Genomic DNA, 21,809 nt, shown 5'->3' with positions numbered 1-21,809 from the left:
CGAGATTATGAAGCAACTTCTCACTTCCGTCAAGCACTTCAGAAAAATTTCTTTCTCCTCACTGCCTGCCTCACTCCGCCGAAAACCCCGGCACCGCAAGGAAGGTGCGCATTCTACACATCAAATTTAATGCGTCAACTCGTTTCGAGTATTTTTTATCGGCACCTTCCCAAGCATCACCGCAAACCTAGCGAATCAGGCGGAGAAAGACGACCCACAGCCACAGGTTGAAGTGGCATTGGGGTTACGGATAACGAACTGCGACCCCTCCAAACCCTCGGTGTAATCTATCTCCGCACCTACCAAGTACTGATAGCTCATCGGGTCGATAAGGAGCTGCACACCGTTTTTCTCCATCGTGGTGTCGTCTTCAGCAACTTCTTCGTCAAACGTGAAACCGTACTGAAAGCCCGAGCAACCACCACCAGTCACGAACACGCGTAACTTGAGACCCGCGTTACCCTCCTCCTCAATCAGCTCCTTCACTTTCCGTGCAGCACTATCGGTAAAAATGATCGGCGCAACGCCCTCAGCAACTTCATTCATAAAGCACTCCTGAAAAATAAGTTAATTCTCGACCATGTTGGGTACTTTAGGCCTGCCCAGGGAGAATTGGTTCCCCCCCCGGCCTGACATGAACCAGCCGCCCCTCAATTACCGCCCCTTGATGCATCTCTATGGCGGCATAAGAGACATCACCAACGATTTTCGCCTTGGGCTGCATTTCCAGCGTATCGCTCACAGAAACCGGCCCGACGATGGTACCGTCCATGACCAGATGCCCGACCGCAACAGCCCCTTCGATACGCCCCTGATCGCTGAGCACCAAAGTGGTCTGCCCATCACCCGAAACCGCCTCGACACTTCCGCGCACTTCCCCATCAATACGTAATCCACCACCGAATCGGACCTTTCCCTCAACAGTAGTTCCCGCACCGATCAGACTATCGATTCTTGCCTGAGAACCTCCCTGCGTCTTCTTTCCGAACATTCGATTCCTCCGGACGATTTATCACTTTAGAACAATTCTCAATTAAAATCGACTTTTTGCTCTGCCACAACTTTAGCATTCTGCAACAAACGCGCCTCCACGGAGAGCAAAACACCCCCCCCAGGGAGATCAAAGCCGCCCTCCCGTCGAAGAAAATGACGGATTTCCACGTCACCCGCCAACGGAAGTCTTCGCCGCCCACCCTTGGCATCCTTGAAGACCACGTCAATTTCGTATCGACCACGGAATACCGCAGCACGTTGCGCGGCCTGGTAGGCGAAGAGCAAGCGATAGCCATAGCGAGAATCCGCCACCGGGATGACGCGCAAGCCCTCAATCCGAACAACCGACTCCTGGCCAACCGCGGGAATCAGACGCTCGAATATCAGCATATCTTCCTTGAGCGCCGCGTTTTCCGCCTCCAGCTCAGCAATCCTGCCAAGCAATTGCTGCTGGGCCGCACGCTCCATGCTGGCCACACTCTGCCCCGTACCCGCCATAGCACGCAGCGCAACAAGTTCCGCCTGCTGGCTAGTCAAACGCTCGCGCAACTGTGCAAGCTTTTCGCCCTCGCCAAAGCCCCCGACGTGAACATGCCAAAGCAGCGAAAACAACATGACCAGGAACAAGCCCCCACCTGCCGCCAACCAGTAACGAGGCAAGGCGGTACGCACAACAACACGTGGCGCAGCAATCCCAAAACGACTTCGGAAACGCTTCAGGCGTAAGCTAACAGCTGGGGATGGCATCAATCGCTCACAAGAACCACACAACCGACGAGCGCTCGATTATGGCATGCCAACAAGCACTCCTGAAGTACCCGACCTATCGCGACAGCAAGAAATGAAGCCATCCTAATCTGGTCAAGGATAGCGTGGATCAGCAAGGTTCGTTAGCCGGCGGCGCTTCGCAAAACACCGGCGACATTCCCAGCACTTCGACACGCAAAGATTTTCGACACGTCCTGCGCTTTCAGTTCACCGCGCATCGTCGCTCCAAGCCTCCGACAACTGAGCCAAATCGTCGGCAGCCGACGCCACATCCACTCACCCGTCCAGCAGCAGATCCGGAGCCTTTGCATAACCGAAAACACATCGCCCATCCCGGCACACAAGAACCCGGCCTGCAACAACCTCGACCATGCCGGGAACGCCAAGGACCAGCTCGGTTAGCAGATTCGTCTTTTCTTCCGGCCCACGATTGCGGGCGTATCACTTCTTCAGCAGCACGAACTTGCGGCACCACTTCGCCGCCCGCCCCATCCGAGCACTCGGACGTTTGACGCAAGGCGTCACGCATCGACATGACATTGCGCGCCCCGGGCGCACAAACGAAAAAGCCGCCAACAGGCGGCTTTTCGATACGGCGCTTAGCGCTTGGAGAACTGCTTGCGCCGACGAGCTTTATGGAAGCCCACCTTCTTACGCTCGACTTCGCGAGCGTCACGGGTAACGAACCCCGCCCTGGAGAGTGCCGGCTTCAAAGCAGCGTCGAATTCGATAAGCGCGCGGGTGATGCCGTGACGAACAGCACCAGCCTGACCGGACTCACCACCACCGGTAACATTGACCTTGATGTCGAACCCTGCCAGTTGCTCGACCAGCGCCAGAGGCTGACGAACGATCATGCGCCCCGTCTCCCGGGAGAAGAACTGATCAACCGGTTTTCCATTGACCATGATCACACCCGAACCGCGCTTCATGAAAACGCGAGCCACAGCGCTCTTGCGCCGACCAGTGCCGTAAAAATAAGCTTCAGCCATGATGCCCCCTTAAATTTCCAGAGCCTTGGGCTGCTGGGCGGTATGAGGATGTTGGTCGCCAGCGTAGCACTTCAGCTTCTTCAGCATGGCGTAACCCAGCGGCCCCTTCGGCAGCATGCCCTTGACTGCCTTTTCCAGGGCACGTCCAGGGAAACGTTGCTGCATCTTCTTGAAATTGGTTTCGTAAATCCCACCCGGGTAGCCCGAATGACGGAAGTACTTCTTGTCTTCCGCCTTGTTGCCGGTAACGGCGAGCTTCTCGACATTGGTAACAACAATGAAGTCACCAGTATCGACGTGAGGGGTATAGATGGCCTTGTGCTTGCCACGCAGACGACGGGCAATTTCGGTAGCGAGGCGGCCGAGCACCTTGTCTGTGGCGTCTACCACAAACCACTCGCGCTTCACCTCATGTGGCTTGGCGGAAAACGTTTTCATGTGTGTGCCGTCCTGAAAAAATGGGGCGCAGAATTGAGAAAGCTGCAGACTATAGCCGCCTGAAGCAAGCCTGTCAATCAGTCTTAGCACAAGCGACGACAAAAAAAACGCGGCTCGCTGAGCCGCGTTAAATCCACACCAAAGGAGGAGGGTGGAGGAGACAAATCTGAACCGAGGGCATTTACACCACCTCAGTCCCAACGCTTCCCATTCTGCCCAAAGCAGACTTCACTCGCAAGAAATATTTGTGCGCTGCACCATCTAAAACTTTATCTACGGATTATTTTAATTTATCACTTAAATGTTGTTGTTTATATAGTGTTTTGTGTTTTTTTAAACAATTGCTGCACCAATGAATAATCCAGAAAACATGAGGACAAATGATTTCCGGACCCGAGGATTTTGTTGCGTTGCAACATGAAACTCCGCGCTTAGCGAGTACAATCCCGCGCCACGCCACCTCTTGAACAGGAAGAACAGAATGGATTGCACAGTCAGATGGACGGGAAGCGACGCAGGAATGTCATTCATTGCCGAAACCGGTAGCGGACACGCAGTGATGATGGACGGCGCACCTGACGCTGGTGGCCGCAACCTGGCGCCTCGACCGATGGAACTATTGCTGGCGGGCGCCGGCGGTTGCACCGCTTTTGACGTTGTGATGATTCTGAAGAAAGGGCGCCAGGCGATCAGCGGCTGCGACGTGACCCTGAACGCCGAGCGGGCGGAAACCGACCCCAAGGTGTTCACCCGCATCAACTTCCATTACCGGGTAAAGGGCAGGAACCTCAAACCCGAAGCGGTCGAGCGTGCGATCGGCCTGTCTAAGGAAAAATACTGCTCGGCCTCAATCATGCTGGCACAGTCGGCCATCATCACCACCAGCCACGAAATCATCGAGGAAACAACAGCAGCAACACCCCGATGAAACCTCGCCATCACAGGCGATAAGCAAGCCCGGTCATTACCCGGGCCATCAACTTCATGGCCTGGCGTACGGGCCGAGGCAACTCGGCGGCACCGTATCGGACCGCCATCTCGGCGTGCGCTCCCTCATCGACACGCATCTGGTCGACGATTCCCCGGGAGCGGAGGTCCGCGTCAGGCAAACGCTGCAAATGCCCTTCGAGATGCGCCTCGACCTGACGCTCGGTCTCGGCTAGGAAGCCCAGGTTCCACTTGTCACCGACAAGCCCGGCGACCACCCCCAGCGATAAGGACCCCATGTACCACAACGGGTTCAGCACACTGACCCGCCCGCCAAGTTCGCGAACCCTTTGCTCTGTCCAGGCCAGATGCTCCACCTCTTCGGCAGCCGCCTGCTGCAGCGCGACACGCACCTCAGAACGCCGACTGGTCAAGGCCTGACCTTGATACAGCGCCTGTGCGCACACCTCGCCACTATGATTGACCCGCATCAGACCCAAGGCATGTCGACGCTGCGCATCGTCCAGCAACGCCTCGGGCCGTGCATCCCCCGGCACCGGACGCCGCGAACGGGCCGGCGCCGCCAGGGTACGCAAGCAACGATCAATTTCCAGCACCAAGTTGTCGACGTTCATGATTTCACCACAGATGGTTGTCCGGATGCCCGCCTTGACGGAAGGCTGCCTCAAGCTCGCGAACGTCCCGGGCAATCACGCCACCGGGGCAAAAATAATCGCCGAACAAAGTCACTCGATGCCTGTTGGAAGCACCATCGCGCAACTTCTCCCAAGTTTCGTTCCGCGACTTGACCCAGCTGCCATCACGCCGGGCTGTCGCGTAGAGCCGCCACTCCCGGGTCGAGCAACGCATCCCTTCAAACCGGATATTGCGCGCTCCCGCTTCGCTTTCCACCAACAGAACGTAGCGAACGACCCCGTCGTTGCCCACACTCAGCGAGGCAAGGTCCACAAAATAGCGATGGGTAGAAAGCGTGCGGGCGTCAAAGGCAAACCAGGCATCGTCCCGCGGTAGCCCAGGGATACTCACTTCCTGCTCCTGCCAGTTGGGATCATCCTCAGCCAGCCCGAACAGCCCCGCCCCGTAACAGCAGGGCTGCCCGGCCAGCGCAAACAGCAGGACGAGCAGCGATCGACCAAAGTAAGGAAAGCTCACCCTTGCTCCTCGTCGTTGGCCGACTTTTCTTCGCCTGCCCGCGACTGGCGGAACGGCCGACGATCCTGATCGAGGAAGCGCACCAACTCATTCAGGGCCTGTTGATAGACCGCACGCTTGAATTCGATCACCGCCTCCAGCGGCACCCAGTAGTCGTTCCATCGCCAGGCATCGAATTCCGGCTTGGCTGTTGCCCGCAAACTGACATCGCTGTCGCGCCCGACCAGACGCAACAGGAACCAGATCTGCTTCTGGCCTTTGTAAGACCCGCGCCATTCGCGCTTGATCCATTGATTCGGCACTTCGTAGCGCAGCCAGCCCTTGGTCCGCCCGAGTATGCGCACGTGCTCGGGACGCAGCCCGACCTCTTCGTGCAGTTCCCGGTACATCGCTTCTTCAGGGGTTTCGCCCCGCTTGATGCCACCTTGTGGAAACTGCCAGGAATGTTCACGTATGCGCTTACCCCAGAAGACCTCGTTTTTGGCGTTGCAAAGAATGATGCCGACGTTCGGGCGAAAGCCTTCGCGGTCGAGCATAGAAAACCTGCTAAAAATATTGGGTTACCTGGATTCTTTCACAAAGGGCGTCGTTACGCAAAAAAGCGGCAAAGAAGACGCTCCGTGTAAAATCCCCTTTTTTCCACGAATTCACGAGCATTCCATGCGTACCTCGCAGTTCTTCTTCACCACCCTCAAGGAAGCCCCGGCCGACGCCGAGGTCGTCAGTCAGAAACTGATGCTACGCGCCGGTTATATCAAGCGTTCGGCGGCCGGCATCTACACCTGGATGCCGATCGGCCTGCGCGTGCTGCGCAAGGTCGAAAACATCGTCCGCGAAGAAATGAACGCAGCGGGCGCACTGGAACTGCTGATGCCGGCGGTGCAGCCCTTCGAACTGTGGGAAGAATCCGGCCGTGGCCCCGCTTACGGCCCGGAACTGCTGCGCTTCAAGGACCGTCACCAGCGCGACTTCGTCATTGGTCCGACGCACGAGGAAGTCATCACCGACGTCGTCCGCCGCGACGTCAAGAGCTACCGCCAGTTGCCGATCCACCTCTACCAGATCCAGACCAAGTTCCGCGACGAGATCCGCCCCCGCTTCGGCGTCATGCGCGGCCGCGAATTCCTGATGAAGGACGGCTACTCCTTCCATACCTCGTTCGACGACCTGGTGCGCGAATACGGCAACATGTACGCCACCTATAGCCGCATCTTCACCCGGCTCGGCCTGAAATTCCGTGCCGTGGCGGCCGACACCGGCGCCATTGGTGGCGACGGCTCGCATGAATTCCACGTCCTGGCCGATTCCGGCGAGGACGACATCGCCTTCTGCCCGGACTCCGACTACGCCGCCAACGTCGAACTGGCCGAGGCCGTCGCCCCGGCAACGCCGCGCGCCGGCGCTGGCAAGCCGATGGAAAAAATCGCCACGCCGGGCAAAATGGCCTGCGCCGACGTTGCCGCCTTTCTGGCGATCGAGCCGACGCAGATCGTCAAGTCGATCGCCGTCGTCGCCGAACGCGAGGACGGCGACAAGCAGTTCGCCCTGCTGCTGCTGCGCGCCGATCACGAACTGAACGAGATCAAGGCAGCCAAGATCCCGACGCTCGGCGCTTTCCGCTTCGCTTCCGACAGCGAAGTTCAGGAATATCTCGGCTGCGTCCCGGGCTATATCGGCCCGGTCGGCGTCGACGCTGGCAAGGTGGCGGTATTCGCCGACCGCACGGTCGCCGCGATGAGCGACTTCGTCTGCGGCGCCAACGAAGCCGGCTTCCACCTCAGCGGCGTCAACTTCGGCCGCGACCTGCCCGAACCGGCAGTTTTCGACATCCGCAACGTCGTCGCCGGCGACCCTTCGCCGGACGGCAAGGGCGCGCTCGGCATCTGCCGCGGCATCGAAGTCGGCCACATCTTCCAGTTGCGCAGCAAGTACGCCAAGGCGCTGAACTGTGCCTTCCTCGACGAGAACGGCAAGAGCCAGATCATGGAAATGGGCTGCTACGGCATCGGCGTCTCGCGTATCGTTGGCGCCGCCATCGAACAGGGCAACGACGACAAGGGCATCATCCTGCCGCCGACCATCGCCCCCTTTGCCGTCTGCATCGTGCCGATGGGTTACCACAAGAGCGAAGCGGTCAAGCTTGCTGCTGACCAGCTCTACGCCGACCTGAAGAAACTTGGCATCGATGTCGTGCTGGATGACCGCAACGAGCGCCCCGGCGTCATGTTCGCCGACATGGAGCTGATCGGCATTCCGCACCGCGTGGTCATCGGCGAACGGGGCCTGAAGGAAGGCCAGTTCGAATACAAGGGCCGCACCGAGGCGGAAGCGACGATGGTCGCTCAGGGCGAAGTCATCGGCCTGCTGCAGGAAAAGCTGTGCGGCGCCTGATCGGCATCATCTGGCTTTGCTGCGCACCGGTGGTCCATGCCGGCGCGCAGAAGTACGAACCGCTCGCCGCCAGCGTGCGGGCGGCGCTACACGAAGCGGTCTCGGACAGCCGACCGCAGGTCAGTTCGTTCAAATCGCCGCTGGAAGCCACCAACTGGTTGACCGAGATGTCTGGTCGGCTGGCCCGCCGCATTCCCGACCGCAACTACCGGATCGACCTGCTGCGCAGCATCCACTACGAAGCCACCCGCGCCGGCCTCGATCCGCATCTGGTCCTCGGCTTGATCCAGGTCGAATCGGCCTTCCGCAAGTATGCGGTTTCCACCGTCGGCGCCCGCGGCTACATGCAGGTGATGCCATTCTGGCTGAAAGTGCTTGGCCGCCCGGAGGACAACCTCTTCGACATGCGAACCAACCTGCGCTACGGCTGCACCATCCTGCGCCATTATCTGGACATCGAAAAGGGCGACCTCTACCGCGCCCTCGGACGCTACAACGGCAGCCTGGGCAAGCCCGAATACCCGAACCTGGTGCGCGGCGCCTGGCAAAGCAACTGGAGCTACGCCAGCCCGCCCGGGCTGGCCGCCAACGACCGCTGATCAGCGACCGAAACCGCCCATACCACCGGGCATCATGCCCTTCATGCCGCGCATCAGCTTGCCGATGCCGCCCTTGGAAAACTGCTTCATCATCTTCTGCGTCTGCTCGAACTGGTTGAGCAGACGATTGACTTCCTGCACCTGCACCCCAGCCCCGGCAGCAATCCGGCGCTTGCGGCTGGCCTTGATCAGTTCCGGTTTGGCACGCTCCTGCGGCGTCATCGAATTGATGATGCCCTCGACCCGGCCGATCATCTTGTTTTCCGCGCCGGCCGGCAACTGACCGGCAGCCTGCGCGAACTGGGCCGGCAGCTTGTCCATCAGCGAAGTCAGGCCACCCATCGCCCGCATCTGGCCGATCTGCTCCTTGAAGTCGTTGAGATCGAAGCCCTTGCCGGCCTTGAGCTTCTTGGCAAAAGCCACCGCCTTCTCTTCGTCGATGCCTTTCTTGGCTTCTTCGATCAGCGACAGGACGTCGCCCATGCCCAGAATACGCGATGCCATCCGCTCGGGATGGAAGGCTTCGAGGCCGGTGAGCTTCTCGCCGACCCCGGCAAACTTGATCGGCTTGCCGGTGATGTGGCGCACCGACAGCGCGGCACCGCCACGCGCGTCGCCGTCGAGCTTGGTCAACACAACACCGGTCAGCGGCAAGGCTTCGTTGAAGGCTCGCGCCGTGTTGACCGCGTCCTGGCCGAGCATGGCATCGACCACGAACAGCGTTTCAATCGGCTTGATCGCCGCGTGCAGACGCTTGATTTCCGCCATCATCTCTTCGTCGATGGCAAGACGACCGGCGGTATCGACCAACAGGACATCATGGTAGTGACGCTTTGCCCAGTCGATCGCCGCGGTGGCAATCGCTTCCGGCTTTTCGCCAACGGACGAGGGGAAAAAATCGACCCCGGCCTGTCCTGCCACCGACTTCAACTGCTCAATTGCCGCCGGCCGGTAAACGTCACAGGAAACCACCAGCACCTTCTTCTTGTGGTTTTCCTTGAGGAACTTGGCCAGCTTGCCCACCGTCGTCGTCTTGCCGGCACCCTGCAGACCCGCCATCAGGACGATGGCCGGCGGCTGGGTATTGAAGTTGATGCCTTCGTGGGCGTCGCCCATGATCTTGGTCAGCTCGCCATGGACGACGCCGATCAATGCCTGGCCGGGGTTGAGCGAACCGATGACCTCCTGGCCTACCGCCTTCTCCTTGACCGCAGCGATGAAATCCTTGACCACCGGCAAGGCGACATCGGCCTCGAGCAGCGCCATGCGCACCTCGCGCAGGGCATCGGCGATGTTGGATTCAGTCAGGCGCGCCTCGCCCTTCAAGGTCTTCATGACGCGAGCAAGGCGGGTAGTCAGGTTATCGAGCATGTCAGATGGGCTTCTAGTAGAATTCGCGGATGGCCGACATTGTAATTCAGCTTTCCATGCATATCCTCGCCGCGCTGATTTATGGCGCGCTCGGTTTTCATTTCTGGAACACCCGCTGGCGCGACCACGAAGGCCAATGCGTCGCCTGCCCGATGCGCCCCTGGGAACGCGGCGCCATCGGCCTGACGCTGATCATCCACGGCTACGGGCTGTTCGGCACCTTGCTCAGCCCGGATGGCATGCATTTCTCGGTTGCCCTCGCCCTCTCGCTGATGATGTGGCTGGCCGTGCTCATCTACTGGCTGGAAAGCTTCATGGCCCGCATGGAAGGCATGCAGCCGATGGTCCTGCCGCTGGCCGCCGCCTGTACCGTGCTGCCAGCGATCTTTTCCGCCGACCACCTGGTCGCCCACGCTGACGCCACCGGCTTCCAGTTCCATTTCCTGACCGCCATGCTGGCCTACAGCCTGCTGACCCTGGCTGCGCTGCACGCCGTTTTCATGGGCTTCACCGAAAACGCCCTGCACCGGCGCATCGTCAAACGCAGCCTGACCAGCCTGCCCTCGCTGCTGTCGATGGAGTCACTGCTCTTCCGCATGCTGATGCTGGGCTTCATCCTGCTGACCCTGGCCGTCGGCAGCGGCGTCTTCTTTTCCGAACACATCTTCGGCAAACCGCTGGCCTTCGACCACAAAACGGTCTTCGCCATCGCTTCCTGGGCCATCTTCGCCACCCTGCTGTTCGGCCGCCATGTCTGGGGCTGGCGCGGCAAGCGCGCCCTACGGCTGACACTGGCTGGTTTTGGACTGCTGATCCTGGCTTATTTCGGCAGCCGCTTTGTCATCGAGATCGTTCTCGGTCGCCTTTAACTGGACAACACTCCCTTATCGCCTTGAAGCTGTTCGGCGAGGCGAAATAGGCGCGGTACGGCGGCAAACTTTCCCCGGGAAGAATTGCGGGCCCCGCTCTCGAATCCTCCAAGCTCATTCCGAAATACATCAGACCATTCGCAGCAGCCTGCTCAATTGCAATAAGGCCACAGCCGGACACACGATGACATCACGTCTCAGCATCGAGCCCTGCGAACCCGGGGAGGAGGTCACACAGCAACTGCTGACCCGTCATCACTTGCGCCGGCCGATCTGCCGCGGATCGCGCGACCAACGGCTCGCCCCTCCTCCCTGTCCGCCGCCCGCCAGCAGCCGCAACGGGGCGCGGCACGGTTTGAGCAACGCCCCCACTACGCACAGATAGCGACTGCTTTCTCCTCCCCGCTCGATTTTTTCTGGAAGACCGGCAGAGGAATGATTTCGTGATCGATGACACCCGGCAGATCCGCGACACCAACTGCATGCTGGCACCACAACCCCCGTTCGATGACCCGTCCCTCGAACATTTGCCCCCCCCCTGAGGCGGCCGCCGCCCCAAGCTCAATGACAGCGCCCTGAAAATCCTGCAAGCCCGGCAACCTTAGCGTCGTTACCACCCGGATTTGCCCCCCGGCGTCGAACTGAAATGCCGGCCAGTCTTTACAAAGCCCCTCCCCCGTAGCATCATCGGGCGATCCATACGGCATCTCAGCATCCGCACACACCTCCGATCTGATGGCAGCGACCCCACAAAACTCCCCGCTCAGCGGCCTGGCACGTGCGCTCGTCCAGGCCGGCCGCCTCAAGGAAGCCGAGGCGGAAGAAGTGTCTCGCCAGGCCACGGCGGCAAAAACCTCGCTCATCGAGCAACTGATCAGCAGCAACAAGGCGAGCGCCATCGAGATTGCGCGCTTTTCTGCCGAGACCTTCGGTTATCCGCTTTTCGATCTGGACGCGCTGGACGAACGCCACATCCCGCAGGACGCCATCGACCGCAAGCTGATTGCAACGCACAAGGTCATTCCGCTGAACAAAAGAGGCAACCGGCTGTCGATTGCCATCGCTGACCCGACCAACCTGCGGGCGCTGGACGAAATCCGTTTCCAGAGCGGACTGAGCGTTGACCCCATCGTTGTCGAGCAACCCAAACTCCTGCCACTGGTTGCGAAGTACTCGGAGTCGGCCAGCGATGCCCTGAAAAGCTTCAATGACGAGGAAATCAATCTGGATTTCCTCGATGAAGAAAGTGCCACCAAGGCGGACGAGGCATCCGCCCAGGACATCGACGACGCACCGGTCGTCAAGTTCATTCAGAAGATCCTGCTCGACGCGATCAACGACGGTGCGTCTGACATCCATTTCGAACCGTACGAAAAGTTCTACCGGATACGTTTCCGCGTTGACGGCATCCTCCGTGAGGTAGCCACCCCGCCACTGGCCATCAAGGAAAAGATCGCTTCCCGGATCAAGGTCATCTCCCGCCTCAACATCGCCGAAAAACGCGTTCCTCAGGACGGCCGGATGAAACTGGTCATCTCGAAGTCCCGCGCCATCGACTTCCGCGTCAGCACCCTGCCCACGCTGCAGGGTGAAAAAATCGTACTACGGATTCTCGACCCGACCTCGGCAACCCTGGGAATCGAAGCCCTGGGCTATGAACCTGACCAGAAAGCCATCCTGCTCGACGCCATCAGTCGTCCCTACGGCATGGTTCTGGTCACCGGCCCCACCGGCTCGGGGAAAACGGTATCCCTTTACACCTGCCTCAACATCCTCAACAAGGACGGTGTCAATATCGCCACCGCCGAAGATCCGGCAGAAATCAATCTCGCCGGCATCAACCAGGTCAACGTCGATGATCGCGCCGGCCTGACCTTCCCGGTGGCACTGAAGGCCTTCCTGCGCCAGGATCCGGACATCATCATGGTGGGCGAAATCCGCGATCTGGAAACCGCCGAAATCGCCATCAAGGCAGCGCAAACCGGGCACATGGTGCTATCGACCCTGCACACCAACGATGCACCGCAAACCCTGACCCGCCTGATGAACATGGGCGTGCCAACCTTCAACATCGCCTCCAGCATCCTGCTGATCACGGCGCAGCGCCTGGCCCGCCGCCTCTGCTCCTGCAAACAGGCGATCAAGGTGCCGGAACAGGCCTTGCTCGATGCCGGATTCAAGGCTGAGGATCTCGATGGCAGCTGGACCCTTTACGGCCCCGGCGGCTGCGAACGCTGCAAGGGCACTGGTTACAAAGGCCGCGTCGGCATCTATCAGGTAATGCCGATCAGCGAGGCGATGCAACGCCTGATCATGAGTGGCGCCACCTCGCTTGACCTGGCCAAGCAGGCCAAGCTTGAGGGTGTCCGCGACCTCCGCGAATCGGGCTTGATCAAGGTCAAACAGGGCCTGACCTCGCTCGAAGAAGTTTTAAGTACAACCAATATCTAAGCTGAAGGACCAGGCAATGGCAACTGCAGCAAAATCAAGAATCGGCGACATCAAGGAAAGTACCTTCCAGTGGGAAGGTCGCAACCGGGAGGGGAAAACTGTCCGCGGCGAAATGCGCGCCCCAACCGAGACCGTCGTCCAGACCAACCTGCGCCGTCAGGGCATCAGCAGCGCGAAGATCAAGAAAATCCGCTTCAAGTCCGGCGGCAGCATTTCCGACAAGGACATCACGCTATTCACCCGCCAACTGGCGACGATGATGAAGTCTGGCGTCCCCCTGCTGCAAACCTTCGACATCGTTGGCCGCGGCCACAGCAATCCTGCCGTCGGCAAACTGCTCCTCGACATCAAGTCCGAAGTCGAAACCGGCAGTTCGCTATCGCAAGCCTTCCGCAAATACCCCCTCTATTTCGACGCACTTTACTGCAATCTGGTCGGCGCCGGCGAACAGGCGGGGATTCTGGACTCCTTGCTTGACCGCCTGGCGACCTACAAGGAAAAGATCCTGGCGATCAAGAGCAAGATCAAGAAAGCCATGTTTTATCCGATCGCCGTGCTGATTGTCGCCTTCATCATAACGGCGGTGATCATGATTTTCGTCATCCCGGCGTTCAAGGAAGTATTCGCCAGTTTCGGCGCCGACCTGCCGGCCCCGACCCTGTTCGTCATCGCCATATCCGACTTCTTCGTCGAATGGTGGTGGTTGATCTTTGGCGCGATCGGCGGTGGCTTCTACGCCTTTTTTGCTGTCTGGAAGCGCTCGGAAAAAGTGCAGATGATCATGGACCGTTTCCTGCTGCGCCTGCCGATTTTTGGCGACATCATCCGCAAGGCGGTGATCGCCCGCTGGACCAGAACCTTGTCAACCATGTTCGCCGCTGGCGTCCCCTTGGTTGAATCCCTTGAGTCGGTCGGTGGCGCCTCAGGCAACTACGTCTACAAGATGGCGACCCGTCAGATCCAGAGCGACGTCTCCACCGGCACCAGCCTGACCAACGCCATGCAGGACGCAACCATCTTCCCCAACATGGTGACGCAGATGGTTGCCATCGGCGAGGAATCCGGCGCCCTCGACTCGATGCTGGGCAAGGTCGCCGACTTTTTCGAACAGGAAGTCGATGACTCGGTGGAAGCGATGTCGAGCCTGATGGAACCCGTGATCATGGTAATTCTTGGCACCCTGATCGGTGGCATGGTCATCGCGATGTACCTGCCATTGTTCAAGCTTGGCGCCGTGGTCAGTTGATGACCGGACTCCCGCTATCGCTCCTGGCAGTCATCGGCGGACTGCTCGGCCTCTGCGTCGGCAGTTTCCTGAATGTTGTCATCCATCGCTTGCCGAAGATGATGGAACGTGAGTGGCTAGCGCAATGCGCGGAAATCAGTGGCAACGAAACATCGACGGAGACCGAGTCGCTGACCCTCTCCCAGCCGCGCTCGCGCTGCCCGCACTGCGGGCATGCGATTCGCGCGTACGAGAACATCCCGCTGCTCAGTTACTTCCTGATCCTGCGCGGCAAATGCGCCGGTTGCGGCAAGCCGATTTCGCTGCGCTATCCGCTGATTGAAGCGCTGACCGGAGCGCTGTCGGCATTTGCGGTCTGGCACTTTGGCGACACCTACGCTGCCGTCGGCGCTCTGCTGCTGATCTGGGCTTTGCTGGCGCTCACTTTCATCGATTTTGACACGCAGTTGCTGCCCGACAGCATCACCTTGCCGCTGCTCTGGCTTGGTCTCGCCTTCAACCTGGCGCAGGTCTATACCGACCTGCCATCCGCGGTGATCGGCGCCATGGCTGGCTACCTGATTCTCTGGAGCATTTACTGGGGCTTCAAGTTGCTGACCGGCAAGGAAGGCATGGGCTACGGCGATTTCAAACTCCTGGCCGCGCTGGGTGCCTGGCTGGGCTGGCAGATGTTGCCGACCATCGTTCTGCTGTCTTCGGTTGTCGGCGCAACGGTCGGCATCGCCCTCATTGCCTTTGCCCGTCATGGGCGCCACATCCCGATTCCCTTTGGCCCCTATCTGGCAAGCGCCGGCATCATTGCCCTGTTCTGGGGGCAAACTCTGACCAACACCTATCTCGGCCTGGCCTATTGAAAAACCGCTCACTGACACCAATATTCGGAGTTCGTGCTTTCGGTTACAATTCAAGGTTTTGGAGGGCCCCATGCCGATCTACGAATATCGCTGTGAATCCTGCGGTTTCCAGAAGGAACATCTGCAGAAGATGGCTGATGCACCACTCACCACCTGCCCGAGCTGCGGCAAGGAAAGCTATGCCAAGCAATTATCCGCAGCCGGCTTCCAGTTAAAAGGAAGCGGCTGGTACGCCACTGATTTCAAGGGGAGCAAGCCGGCTTCGCCGCCCCCCTGTCAGACCGGGGAAGGAAGCTGTTCTTCGTGCGCGGCCAGTTGATCAAACGCTACTTCATCACCGGGCTCCTGATCTGGGTCCCGCTGGTCATCACCGTCTGGGTGCTGTCACTGATCGTCAACACGCTTGATCAATCGCTGCAGCTTCTGCCCGAGGCCGTGCACCCGAAGAATCTCTTCGGTTTCGCGATCCCCGGCGTCGGCGCCTTGTTGACGCTGGCCATGATCCTGTTCACCGGCCTCCTGGCTGCCAACTTCATCGGCCAGAAGCTGGTCGGCTGGTGGGACAAGCTGCTGTCGCGAATTCCCGTCGTCAATTCGGTTTATAAGGCAGTCAAGCAGGTATCCGACACCTTGTTCGCCCCCAATGGCAACGCCTTTCGCAAGGCCTTGCTGGTCCAGTACCCGCGGCAGGGCGCGTGGACCATCGCCTTTCTGACGGGAATACCCGGCGGCGACATTCGCAATCATCTGCGGGGGGACTACGTCAGCGTCTACGTCCCGACCACCCCCAACCCGACCTCCGGTTTTTTCCTGATGATGCCGAGAAACGACGTCGTCGAACTCGACATGACGGTCGACGAAGCCCTCAAATACATCATCTCGATGGGCGTCGTCGCCCCGCCAGCGCACGCCCGCGTCGTCACCCACACTTAAGCAACCCCACGGATTTTTCATGCGTACCCATTACTGCGGACAACTCAATGCCGGCCTCGACGGCCAGATCGTCACCCTTTGCGGCTGGGCCCACCGCCGCCGCGACCACGGCGGCGTCATCTTCATCGACTTGCGCGACCGCGAGGGTCTGGCCCAGGTCGTCTGTGACCCGGATCGTGCCGATTCGTTCAAAATCGCCGAATCGGTGCGCAACGAGTTCTGCCTGAAGATCACCGGCAAGGTGCGCCCGCGCCCGGTCGGCACGACCAACGCCAACCTGGCTTCCGGCGAGATCGAAATCCTCTGCCATGAAATCGAAGTCCTGAATCCGTCGGTCACGCCGCCGTTCCAGCTCGACGAGGAAAACCTCTCCGAGAACGTCCGCCTGACCCACCGCGTCATCGACCTGCGCCGCCCGCAGATGCAGAACAACCTGATGCTGCGCTACAAGACGGCGCGCGCCTTCCGCCGCTTCCTCGACGACAACGGCTTCATCGACGTTGAGACGCCGATGCTGACCAAGTCCACGCCGGAAGGCGCCCGCGACTACCTGGTGCCGTCGCGCGTCCATGCCGGCCAGTTCTTCGCCCTGCCACAATCGCCGCAGCTGTTCAAGCAGCTGCTGATGGTCGCCGGCTTCGACCGCTACTACCAGATCACCAAGTGCTTCCGCGACGAGGATCTGCGCGCCGACCGCCAGCCGGAATTCACTCAGGTCGATATCGAGACCTCGTTCATGAGCGAGGCCGAGATCACCGCGCTGATGGAAAAGCTGATCCGCACCGTGTTCAAGGAAGCGATCGATGTCGACCTGCCGGAATTCCCGCGCATGACCTACGCCGAAGCCATGCGACGCTTCGGTTCGGACAAGCCGGACCTGCGCGTCACCCTCGAACTGGTCGATGTCGCCGACGCCTTCAAGGACGTCGCCTTCAAGGTCTTCGCCAACATCGCCAACAGCGAAGGCGGCCGCATCGCCGCCATGCGCATTCCGGGCGGCGCTTCGCTGACCCGCGGTGAAATCGACGAATACACCAAGTTCGTTGGCATCTACGGCGCCAAGGGCCTGGCCTACATCAAGGTCAACGACGTCACCCAGGTTAATGAAACCGGCCTGCAGTCGCCGATCGTCAAGAACCTCTCCGAAGCCTCGCTGCGCACCGTGCTCGAACGCACCGGCGCCCAGTCCGGCGACCTGATCTTCTTCGGCGCCGACAAGGCCAAGATCGTCAGCGACGCGCTCGGCGCGCTGCGCATCAAGATCGGCCACGAGAAGGGCTTCGTCACCGGCGCCAAGTGGGCACCGCTGTGGGTCATCGACTTCCCGATGTTCGAATACGATGACGAAAGCAAGCGGTGGACCGCCTGCCACCACCCGTTCACCAGCCCGAAGGACGAGCACCTCGAGTTCCTGGCCACCGATCCCGGCAAGTGTCTGGCCAAGGCCTACGACCTGGCGTTGAACGGCTGGGAACTGGGCGGCGGCTCGGTGCGTATCCACCGTGCCGACGTACAAGAGAAGGTCTTCGCAGCGCTCAACATCGGCCCCGAGGAACAGCAGGCGAAGTTCGGCTTCCTGCTCGACGCGCTGAAGTACGGTGCCCCGCCGCACGGCGGCCTGGCCTTCGGTCTGGATCGCATCGTCACCATGATGACCGGCGCCGAGTCGATCCGCGACGTGATCGCTTTCCCCAAGACGCAGCGCGCTCAGTGCCTGCTCACCGACGCACCGTCGGCGGTCGACGAGAAGCAGTTGCGCGAACTGCATGTCCGCCTGCGCCAGAAGGTGGAAACTCAGGTCGAAATCAGCCAGGGCTAAGGCATGCGCCAGCTAATGCGCTTCCTGATCGTCCTGCTGCTGGCGATCGGAAGCGCTTTTGCCTTCTGGAACGGCAGCAGCGACCGGCAGACGATCGATGTCGCCCGGCTGCCGCCCGAAGCTCGCGAAACGCTGATGCTGATCAAGCAGGGCGGTCCCTTCCCGTACCAGCGCGACGGCATCGTCTTCAACAACTTCGAGAAGCTGCTGCCGCAGCAGCCGCGCGGCTATTACCGCGAATACACGGTGAAGACGCCAGGCCGCAGGGATCGCGGCCCACGCCGCATCGTCGCCGGCAAGGCCGCCGAGTATTACTACACGGAAGATCACTACCGCTCCTTCCGGCGCATCCGGGAATAGCCGATGAATGATTTCGCCCCCAGTGGCGTCTATCGCCAGCATGCCGATCACCCCGTTGACGCCGACCTCGATGTCGACCTCGACACCTGCCGTGAGGCCAGGCAACTGCTGGATCGACTCGGCATCGCCCTGGACTTTCCCGACTGGTACGGGGGTAATTTCGACGCCCTGGCCGACTGCCTCGCCGATCCTGACTGGCGCGACGGCACTGCCACTCTCATCCGGCTGAGCGGGTTGACCCGTTTTTCGCAGCAATCACCGGCCGACTACGCGCTACTGCTCGCTGTACTCGACGCCGCCTGCCAGGCGCGCAGCGAAGAGGGCGCGCCGCTTGCCGTCATCCTTGAAGACGGACCGGAAACCCTGCCCCCATGGCCGGCGGCATGACTGGCTACAAGCAGCCGCATTCGGTACTGGTGGTCATCCACACCGAGGCCGGCGAAGTCCTGCTGCTCGAGCGCGCCCGCCATCCTGGTTTCTGGCAGTCGGTGACCGGCAGTCGGGAAGGCAACGAGCCACCGGCAATCACCGCCCACCGCGAAGTTCTCGAGGAAACCGGCATCGACAGCCGCCGCTACCGTCTGACCGACTGGCGCATCGAAAACCACTATTCGATCCATGCGGCCTGGCGCCACCGCTACGCTCCGGAAGTCAGTTGCAATACCGAACAGGTTTTCGGTCTCTGCCTACCCGAGCGCGTCGCCGTGCGCATCGCCCCAGAGGAGCATCGGGCCTGGCTCTGGCTGGCACGCGACGAGGCCGCCGAGCGCTGCTTCTCGTGGAGCAACCGGGACGCGATCCGCTTGCTCGACAGCACGCACGAGTGGACTTGAAAATCGGGGCAGCAAACCTATATTGGTTTTGCATGAAATCCCCTTACTTCAAAACCCACCGGAAAGGAGAACCAAGATGGCCAACATCACCCGTGTCGACCCCTTTGACGATCTGTTCCGCGGCTTCTTCGTCCGCCCCGTTGATTTCAACGGACAGCCCCAGCAAGCCCCCTCGATCAAGATGGACGTCAGGGAACAAGGCGACGCCTACCTCGTCCACGCCGAACTGCCTGGCGTGAAGAAGGATGACATCCATGTCGTCGTCGACGGCAACCAGGTCTCGATCAGCGCCGAAGTTCGTCAGGAAAAGGAAGTCAAGGAAGGCGAGCGCACACTTCGCTCGGAGCGCTATTTCGGCAAGGTCTCGCGCTCCTTCCAATTGCAGCAGGATCTCGACGACACCCGCTCGGTCGCCCGCTTCGCTGATGGCGTGCTTGAACTGACCCTGCCCAAGCGCATCGCCAGCCCGAGCAAGCGCCTGAGCATCGAGTAAGCCACCTTACCCCGCTCGCCGGCCGGCCCCCAAGCCGGCCGCTTTCTTTGTACAATCCGCGGCGAGTCCATCAGGAGCCTTTCATGCCCACCAAAAACCTCGCCCCCGGCACCAAGGCCGCCGTTCTGGCCGAAGCCCTGCCCTACATCAAGCGTTTCCACGGCAAGACCATCGTCGTCAAATACGGTGGCAACGCGATGACCGACGAGCACCTGAAGAGCTGCTTCGCCCGCGACGTCGTGCTGCTCGAACTGATCGGCTTCAACATCGTCGTCGTGCACGGCGGCGGCCCGCAGATCGAAAACCTGCTCACCCGCGTCGGCAAGAAAGGCGAGTTCATCCAGGGCATGCGCGTCACCGACGCCGAAACCATGGAAGTCGTCGAAATGGTACTAGGCGGCCAGGTCAACAAGGACATCGTCAACCTGATCAACCAGCACGGCGGCAAGGCTGTCGGCCTGACCGGCAAGGACGGCAACTGCATCCGCGCCAAAAAGCTGATGCTCGAAAACAAGGACCACCCGGGCGACCTGATCGACGTCGGCCAGGTCGGCGAAATCACCAAGATCGACCCGTCGCTGATCGACCACCTCGACAAGGGTGCCTTCATTCCGGTGATCGCCCCGATCGGCGTCGGCGAGGACGGCGAAACCTACAACATCAACGCCGATGTCGTTGCCGGCAAGATCGCCGAGGTGCTCAAGGCCGAGAAGCTCGTCCTGCTGACCAATACCCCGGGCGTGCTCGACAAGGCCGGCAACCTGATCACCGGCATCACGCCCAAGGAAATCGACGAGATGGTCGCCGACGGCACGCTATCCGGCGGCATGCTGCCGAAGATCGGCTCGGCGCTCGATGCTGCCCGCAACGGCGTCAAGGGCGTGCATATCATCGACGGTCGCGTCGAACACGCGCTGCTGCTCGAAATCCTGACCGACCACGGCGTCGGTACAATGATCAAGTCGCACTGAAGCATGCGCGGGGAACGCGTCTGGTTGTTCGACCTCGACAACACGCTGCACAACGCCTCCCCGCACATCTTCCCGCACATCAACCGGGCGATGCGCGAATACATCGAGCGCCACCTCGGCCTCGATGAAAACGCCGCCAACCGCCTGCGCCAGGACTACTGGCAACGCTATGGCGCGACCCTGCTCGGACTGATCCGCCACCACGCGATCAACCCGCATCATTTCCTGCACGAAACACACCAGTTTCCCGATCTCGCCCGCATGCTGGTCTTCGAGAAGCCGCTGCTGCACACGCTCAAGCGCCTGCCCGGACGCAAGATCCTGTTCTCCAACGCACCGCGCGCCTACGCCGAGGCGGTCCTCGAACTGACCGGGCTGGATCGCCACTTCGCCGCGGTGTACACCGTCGAAAGCCTGAAATTCCGGCCCAAGCCAATGCCGCAAGGCTTCCGCACGCTGCTTCACGCCGAACGCCTCGACCCGCGCCGCTGCATCATGGTCGAAGACAGCCTGGCCAATCTCGTCACCGCCCGCAAGCTCGGCATGAAGACCGTGTGGGTGAGCGCTGGCTCTCGCCGTTCGCCCTACGTTGACGTCCAGGTTTCCTCGGTACTGCAATTGCCGCAACGCTGCGCTCGTCTATAATCCGGGCACAAAAATATTCTTCGAGGGACGACACCGATGGCGACCAAACCGGGCGAACGCCGCCTGCAGATCCTGCAAACCCTGGCTGAAATGCTGGAAACCCCCAAGGGGGAAAAGATCACCACCGCCGCCCTGGCCGGCAAGCTGGAGTGCTCAGAAGCCGCGCTCTACCGCCACTTCGCCAGCAAGGCGCAGATGTTCGAGGGGCTGATCGAATTCATCGAGCAGAGCCTGTTCGGTGTCATCAACCAGATCACCGGTGAAGAACAACGCGGGTTCCGCCAGATCGAGATGATCCTTGGCCTGCTGCTCAGTTTCGCCCAGAAGAACCGCGGCATGACCCGGGTGCTGATCGGCGACGCCCTGGTCAATGAAAACGAACGACTGCAACTGCGCATCAACGCGTTGCTCGACAAGGTCGAGGCGGCGCTCAAACAGGCCCTGCGCATCGCCGCCACGCAGGAGAAGTTCAAGGCCGACGCCGACTTCGGGGCGCTGGCCAACCTGCTGCGTTGCCACGTGGTCGGCCGCTGGGAACAATACGCCCGCTCCGGCTTCAGCCGCGAGCCGCTGGCGCAATGGCCGCAACAGTGGCCGATGCTCTACTACGCCTGCCTGTCGCAGGCTGGCGACGCGTAAACGCCAAGGGCGGCCTCCCGGCCGCCCTTTTTTGCTTCCCGATT

The 21,809-nt window shown here is 60.6% G+C and carries 26 protein-coding genes; 17 read left to right on the top strand and 9 right to left on the bottom strand.

The genetic code is table 11. From position 1 onward, the window contains the following. Positions 1 to 195: 195 nt before the first annotated feature. From erpA to rplM, 5 genes are all read right to left on the bottom strand, one after another. Positions 196 to 546 (bottom strand): iron-sulfur cluster insertion protein ErpA, encoded by a 351-nt coding sequence (erpA, locus tag ACE3OV_RS10860; protein WP_374327108.1) that lies wholly within the window; start codon positions 544 to 546, stop codon positions 196 to 198. A 46-nt stretch (positions 547 to 592) separates the two neighbouring features. Then, the gene (locus tag ACE3OV_RS10855) at positions 593 to 991 is read right to left on the bottom strand and encodes a polymer-forming cytoskeletal protein (protein WP_374327106.1); all 399 of its coding nucleotides are present in this window, start codon (positions 989 to 991) and stop codon (positions 593 to 595) included. A gap of 38 nt (positions 992 to 1,029) precedes the next feature. Beyond that, entirely contained in the window at positions 1,030 to 1,620 is a 591-nt protein-coding gene (locus ACE3OV_RS10850; RefSeq protein ID WP_374327104.1) for a DUF6776 family protein, read from the bottom strand. A gap of 740 nt (positions 1,621 to 2,360) precedes the next feature. Further along, positions 2,361 to 2,753 carry a 30S ribosomal protein S9 gene (rpsI, locus tag ACE3OV_RS10845; RefSeq protein WP_374327102.1) on the bottom strand — a complete coding sequence of 131 codons (393 nt, stop codon included), beginning with the start codon at positions 2,751 to 2,753 and terminating at the stop codon, positions 2,361 to 2,363. Positions 2,754 to 2,762: 9 nt separating this feature from the next. Continuing rightward, positions 2,763 to 3,191, bottom strand: a complete 429-nt coding sequence (rplM, locus tag ACE3OV_RS10840; RefSeq protein WP_374327101.1) for a 50S ribosomal protein L13 — start codon at positions 3,189 to 3,191, stop codon at positions 2,763 to 2,765. Positions 3,192 to 3,672: 481 nt separating this feature from the next. On the opposite strand from rplM, the gene ACE3OV_RS10835 reads away from it, so the two are divergent. Continuing rightward, entirely contained in the window at positions 3,673 to 4,119 is a 447-nt protein-coding gene (locus tag ACE3OV_RS10835) for an OsmC family protein (protein ID WP_374327100.1), read from the top strand. Positions 4,120 to 4,129: 10 nt separating this feature from the next. Here ACE3OV_RS10835 and coq7 read toward each other — a convergent pair whose 3' ends face one another. The 3 genes from coq7 to ACE3OV_RS10820 are packed head-to-tail and all read right to left on the bottom strand — an operon-like array spanning position 4,130 to position 5,827. Beyond that, on the bottom strand, positions 4,130 to 4,753 hold the full coding sequence (coq7, locus tag ACE3OV_RS10830) for a 2-polyprenyl-3-methyl-6-methoxy-1,4-benzoquinone monooxygenase (RefSeq protein ID WP_374327098.1): 624 nt from the start codon (positions 4,751 to 4,753) through the stop codon (positions 4,130 to 4,132). 4 nt (positions 4,754 to 4,757) lie between these two features. Next, a complete protein-coding gene (locus ACE3OV_RS10825) occupies positions 4,758 to 5,291 on the bottom strand; it encodes a CNP1-like family protein (protein ID WP_374327096.1) in 534 nt (177 codons plus the stop codon). Continuing rightward, positions 5,288 to 5,827: an RNA pyrophosphohydrolase gene (locus ACE3OV_RS10820; protein ID WP_374327095.1), complete on the bottom strand. Its 540-nt coding sequence runs from the start codon at positions 5,825 to 5,827 to the stop codon at positions 5,288 to 5,290. Before ACE3OV_RS10820 ends, ACE3OV_RS10825 begins: the two co-directional genes overlap by 4 nt. A gap of 124 nt (positions 5,828 to 5,951) precedes the next feature. On the opposite strand from ACE3OV_RS10820, the gene ACE3OV_RS10815 reads away from it, so the two are divergent. Both ACE3OV_RS10815 and ACE3OV_RS10810 read left to right on the top strand, forming a co-directional pair. Continuing rightward, positions 5,952 to 7,682, top strand: a complete 1,731-nt coding sequence (locus tag ACE3OV_RS10815) for a proline--tRNA ligase (protein ID WP_374327094.1) — start codon at positions 5,952 to 5,954, stop codon at positions 7,680 to 7,682. Beyond that, entirely contained in the window at positions 7,670 to 8,281 is a 612-nt protein-coding gene (locus ACE3OV_RS10810; protein WP_374327093.1) for a lytic transglycosylase domain-containing protein, read from the top strand. Before ACE3OV_RS10815 ends, ACE3OV_RS10810 begins: the two co-directional genes overlap by 13 nt. Here the strand turns inward: ACE3OV_RS10810 and ffh are convergent, their stop codons facing one another. Further along, a complete protein-coding gene (gene ffh / locus ACE3OV_RS10805) occupies positions 8,282 to 9,652 on the bottom strand; it encodes a signal recognition particle protein (protein ID WP_374327092.1) in 1,371 nt (456 codons plus the stop codon). It abuts the gene before it with no gap. A gap of 29 nt (positions 9,653 to 9,681) precedes the next feature. Here ffh and ACE3OV_RS10800 point away from each other — a divergent pair, with 29 nt between their 5' ends. The 14 genes from ACE3OV_RS10800 (at position 9,682) to slmA (ending at position 21,765) form a co-directional block, all read left to right on the top strand. Next, a complete protein-coding gene (locus tag ACE3OV_RS10800) occupies positions 9,682 to 10,521 on the top strand; it encodes an inner membrane protein YpjD (RefSeq protein ID WP_374327091.1) in 840 nt (279 codons plus the stop codon). Between the two features lie 735 nt (positions 10,522 to 11,256). Next, positions 11,257 to 12,972, top strand: coding sequence for a type IV-A pilus assembly ATPase PilB (gene pilB, locus ACE3OV_RS10795; RefSeq protein ID WP_374327090.1), 1,716 nt, complete (start codon positions 11,257 to 11,259; stop codon positions 12,970 to 12,972). A gap of 16 nt (positions 12,973 to 12,988) precedes the next feature. Next, a complete protein-coding gene (locus tag ACE3OV_RS10790) occupies positions 12,989 to 14,218 on the top strand; it encodes a type II secretion system F family protein (RefSeq protein ID WP_374327088.1) in 1,230 nt (409 codons plus the stop codon). Then, positions 14,218 to 15,072, top strand: a complete 855-nt coding sequence (locus ACE3OV_RS10785; protein WP_374327087.1) for an A24 family peptidase — start codon at positions 14,218 to 14,220, stop codon at positions 15,070 to 15,072. The genes ACE3OV_RS10790 and ACE3OV_RS10785 overlap by 1 nt, the downstream gene beginning before the upstream one ends. A gap of 70 nt (positions 15,073 to 15,142) precedes the next feature. Then, positions 15,143 to 15,391: an FmdB family zinc ribbon protein gene (locus ACE3OV_RS10780; RefSeq protein WP_374327086.1), complete on the top strand. Its 249-nt coding sequence runs from the start codon at positions 15,143 to 15,145 to the stop codon at positions 15,389 to 15,391. Beyond that, positions 15,391 to 16,005: a DUF502 domain-containing protein gene (locus ACE3OV_RS10775; protein WP_374327112.1), complete on the top strand. Its 615-nt coding sequence runs from the start codon at positions 15,391 to 15,393 to the stop codon at positions 16,003 to 16,005. The genes ACE3OV_RS10780 and ACE3OV_RS10775 overlap by 1 nt, the downstream gene beginning before the upstream one ends. A gap of 19 nt (positions 16,006 to 16,024) precedes the next feature. Then, positions 16,025 to 17,824: an aspartate--tRNA ligase gene (aspS, locus tag ACE3OV_RS10770; RefSeq protein ID WP_374327085.1), complete on the top strand. Its 1,800-nt coding sequence runs from the start codon at positions 16,025 to 16,027 to the stop codon at positions 17,822 to 17,824. 3 nt (positions 17,825 to 17,827) lie between these two features. After that, positions 17,828 to 18,184 (top strand): ribonuclease domain-containing protein, encoded by a 357-nt coding sequence (locus ACE3OV_RS10765; protein ID WP_374327084.1) that lies wholly within the window; start codon positions 17,828 to 17,830, stop codon positions 18,182 to 18,184. A gap of 3 nt (positions 18,185 to 18,187) precedes the next feature. After that, on the top strand, positions 18,188 to 18,571 hold the full coding sequence (locus ACE3OV_RS10760; protein WP_374327083.1) for a barstar family protein: 384 nt from the start codon (positions 18,188 to 18,190) through the stop codon (positions 18,569 to 18,571). Then, on the top strand, positions 18,568 to 19,017 hold the full coding sequence (gene nudB, locus ACE3OV_RS10755) for a dihydroneopterin triphosphate diphosphatase (protein ID WP_374327082.1): 450 nt from the start codon (positions 18,568 to 18,570) through the stop codon (positions 19,015 to 19,017). The genes ACE3OV_RS10760 and nudB overlap by 4 nt, the downstream gene beginning before the upstream one ends. Positions 19,018 to 19,093: 76 nt before the next feature. Further along, positions 19,094 to 19,510: an Hsp20/alpha crystallin family protein gene (locus ACE3OV_RS10750; RefSeq protein ID WP_374327081.1), complete on the top strand. Its 417-nt coding sequence runs from the start codon at positions 19,094 to 19,096 to the stop codon at positions 19,508 to 19,510. Between the two features lie 83 nt (positions 19,511 to 19,593). Next, positions 19,594 to 20,481, top strand: coding sequence for an acetylglutamate kinase (gene argB / locus ACE3OV_RS10745; RefSeq protein ID WP_374327080.1), 888 nt, complete (start codon positions 19,594 to 19,596; stop codon positions 20,479 to 20,481). A gap of 3 nt (positions 20,482 to 20,484) precedes the next feature. Next, on the top strand, positions 20,485 to 21,126 hold the full coding sequence (locus tag ACE3OV_RS10740) for a pyrimidine 5'-nucleotidase (RefSeq protein WP_374327079.1): 642 nt from the start codon (positions 20,485 to 20,487) through the stop codon (positions 21,124 to 21,126). Between the two features lie 36 nt (positions 21,127 to 21,162). Then, positions 21,163 to 21,765, top strand: coding sequence for a nucleoid occlusion factor SlmA (gene slmA / locus ACE3OV_RS10735; RefSeq protein WP_374327077.1), 603 nt, complete (start codon positions 21,163 to 21,165; stop codon positions 21,763 to 21,765). Positions 21,766 to 21,809: the final 44 nt, after the last annotated feature.

The sequence above is a fragment of the Azonexus sp. genome (assembly GCF_041909095.1).
Taxonomy (GTDB): Bacteria; Pseudomonadota; Gammaproteobacteria; order Burkholderiales; family Rhodocyclaceae; genus Azonexus.
The sequence above is the reverse complement of the archived record's forward strand: the minus strand, read 5'-3'. Positions and strand labels throughout refer to the sequence as shown.

Bases quoted from the DNA above. Each gene is read 5' to 3' on its own strand.
- rpsI (WP_374327102.1), bottom strand. From the start codon at position 2,753: ATGGCTGAAGCTTATTTTTACGGCACTGGTCGGCGCAAGAGCGCTGTG.
- rplM (WP_374327101.1), bottom strand. From the start codon at position 3,191: ATGAAAACGTTTTCCGCCAAGCCACATGAGGTGAAGCGCGAGTGGTTT.
- erpA (WP_374327108.1), bottom strand. From the start codon at position 546: ATGAATGAAGTTGCTGAGGGCGTTGCGCCGATCATTTTTACCGATAGT.
- ACE3OV_RS10835 (WP_374327100.1), top strand. From the start codon at position 3,673: ATGGATTGCACAGTCAGATGGACGGGAAGCGACGCAGGAATGTCATTC.
- ACE3OV_RS10780 (WP_374327086.1), top strand. From the start codon at position 15,143: ATGCCGATCTACGAATATCGCTGTGAATCCTGCGGTTTCCAGAAGGAA.
- ACE3OV_RS10790 (WP_374327088.1), top strand. From the start codon at position 12,989: ATGGCAACTGCAGCAAAATCAAGAATCGGCGACATCAAGGAAAGTACC.
- pilB (WP_374327090.1), top strand. From the start codon at position 11,257: ATGGCAGCGACCCCACAAAACTCCCCGCTCAGCGGCCTGGCACGTGCG.
- ACE3OV_RS10820 (WP_374327095.1), bottom strand. From the start codon at position 5,827: ATGCTCGACCGCGAAGGCTTTCGCCCGAACGTCGGCATCATTCTTTGC.
- nudB (WP_374327082.1), top strand. From the start codon at position 18,568: ATGACTGGCTACAAGCAGCCGCATTCGGTACTGGTGGTCATCCACACC.
- coq7 (WP_374327098.1), bottom strand. From the start codon at position 4,753: ATGAACGTCGACAACTTGGTGCTGGAAATTGATCGTTGCTTGCGTACC.
- slmA (WP_374327077.1), top strand. From the start codon at position 21,163: ATGGCGACCAAACCGGGCGAACGCCGCCTGCAGATCCTGCAAACCCTG.
- ACE3OV_RS10750 (WP_374327081.1), top strand. From the start codon at position 19,094: ATGGCCAACATCACCCGTGTCGACCCCTTTGACGATCTGTTCCGCGGC.
- ACE3OV_RS10760 (WP_374327083.1), top strand. From the start codon at position 18,188: ATGAATGATTTCGCCCCCAGTGGCGTCTATCGCCAGCATGCCGATCAC.
- ACE3OV_RS10740 (WP_374327079.1), top strand. From the start codon at position 20,485: ATGCGCGGGGAACGCGTCTGGTTGTTCGACCTCGACAACACGCTGCAC.
- argB (WP_374327080.1), top strand. From the start codon at position 19,594: ATGCCCACCAAAAACCTCGCCCCCGGCACCAAGGCCGCCGTTCTGGCC.
- ffh (WP_374327092.1), bottom strand. From the start codon at position 9,652: ATGCTCGATAACCTGACTACCCGCCTTGCTCGCGTCATGAAGACCTTG.
- ACE3OV_RS10855 (WP_374327106.1), bottom strand. From the start codon at position 991: ATGTTCGGAAAGAAGACGCAGGGAGGTTCTCAGGCAAGAATCGATAGT.
- ACE3OV_RS10785 (WP_374327087.1), top strand. From the start codon at position 14,218: ATGACCGGACTCCCGCTATCGCTCCTGGCAGTCATCGGCGGACTGCTC.
- ACE3OV_RS10815 (WP_374327094.1), top strand. From the start codon at position 5,952: ATGCGTACCTCGCAGTTCTTCTTCACCACCCTCAAGGAAGCCCCGGCC.
- aspS (WP_374327085.1), top strand. From the start codon at position 16,025: ATGCGTACCCATTACTGCGGACAACTCAATGCCGGCCTCGACGGCCAG.
- ACE3OV_RS10800 (WP_374327091.1), top strand. From the start codon at position 9,682: ATGGCCGACATTGTAATTCAGCTTTCCATGCATATCCTCGCCGCGCTG.
- ACE3OV_RS10765 (WP_374327084.1), top strand. From the start codon at position 17,828: ATGCGCCAGCTAATGCGCTTCCTGATCGTCCTGCTGCTGGCGATCGGA.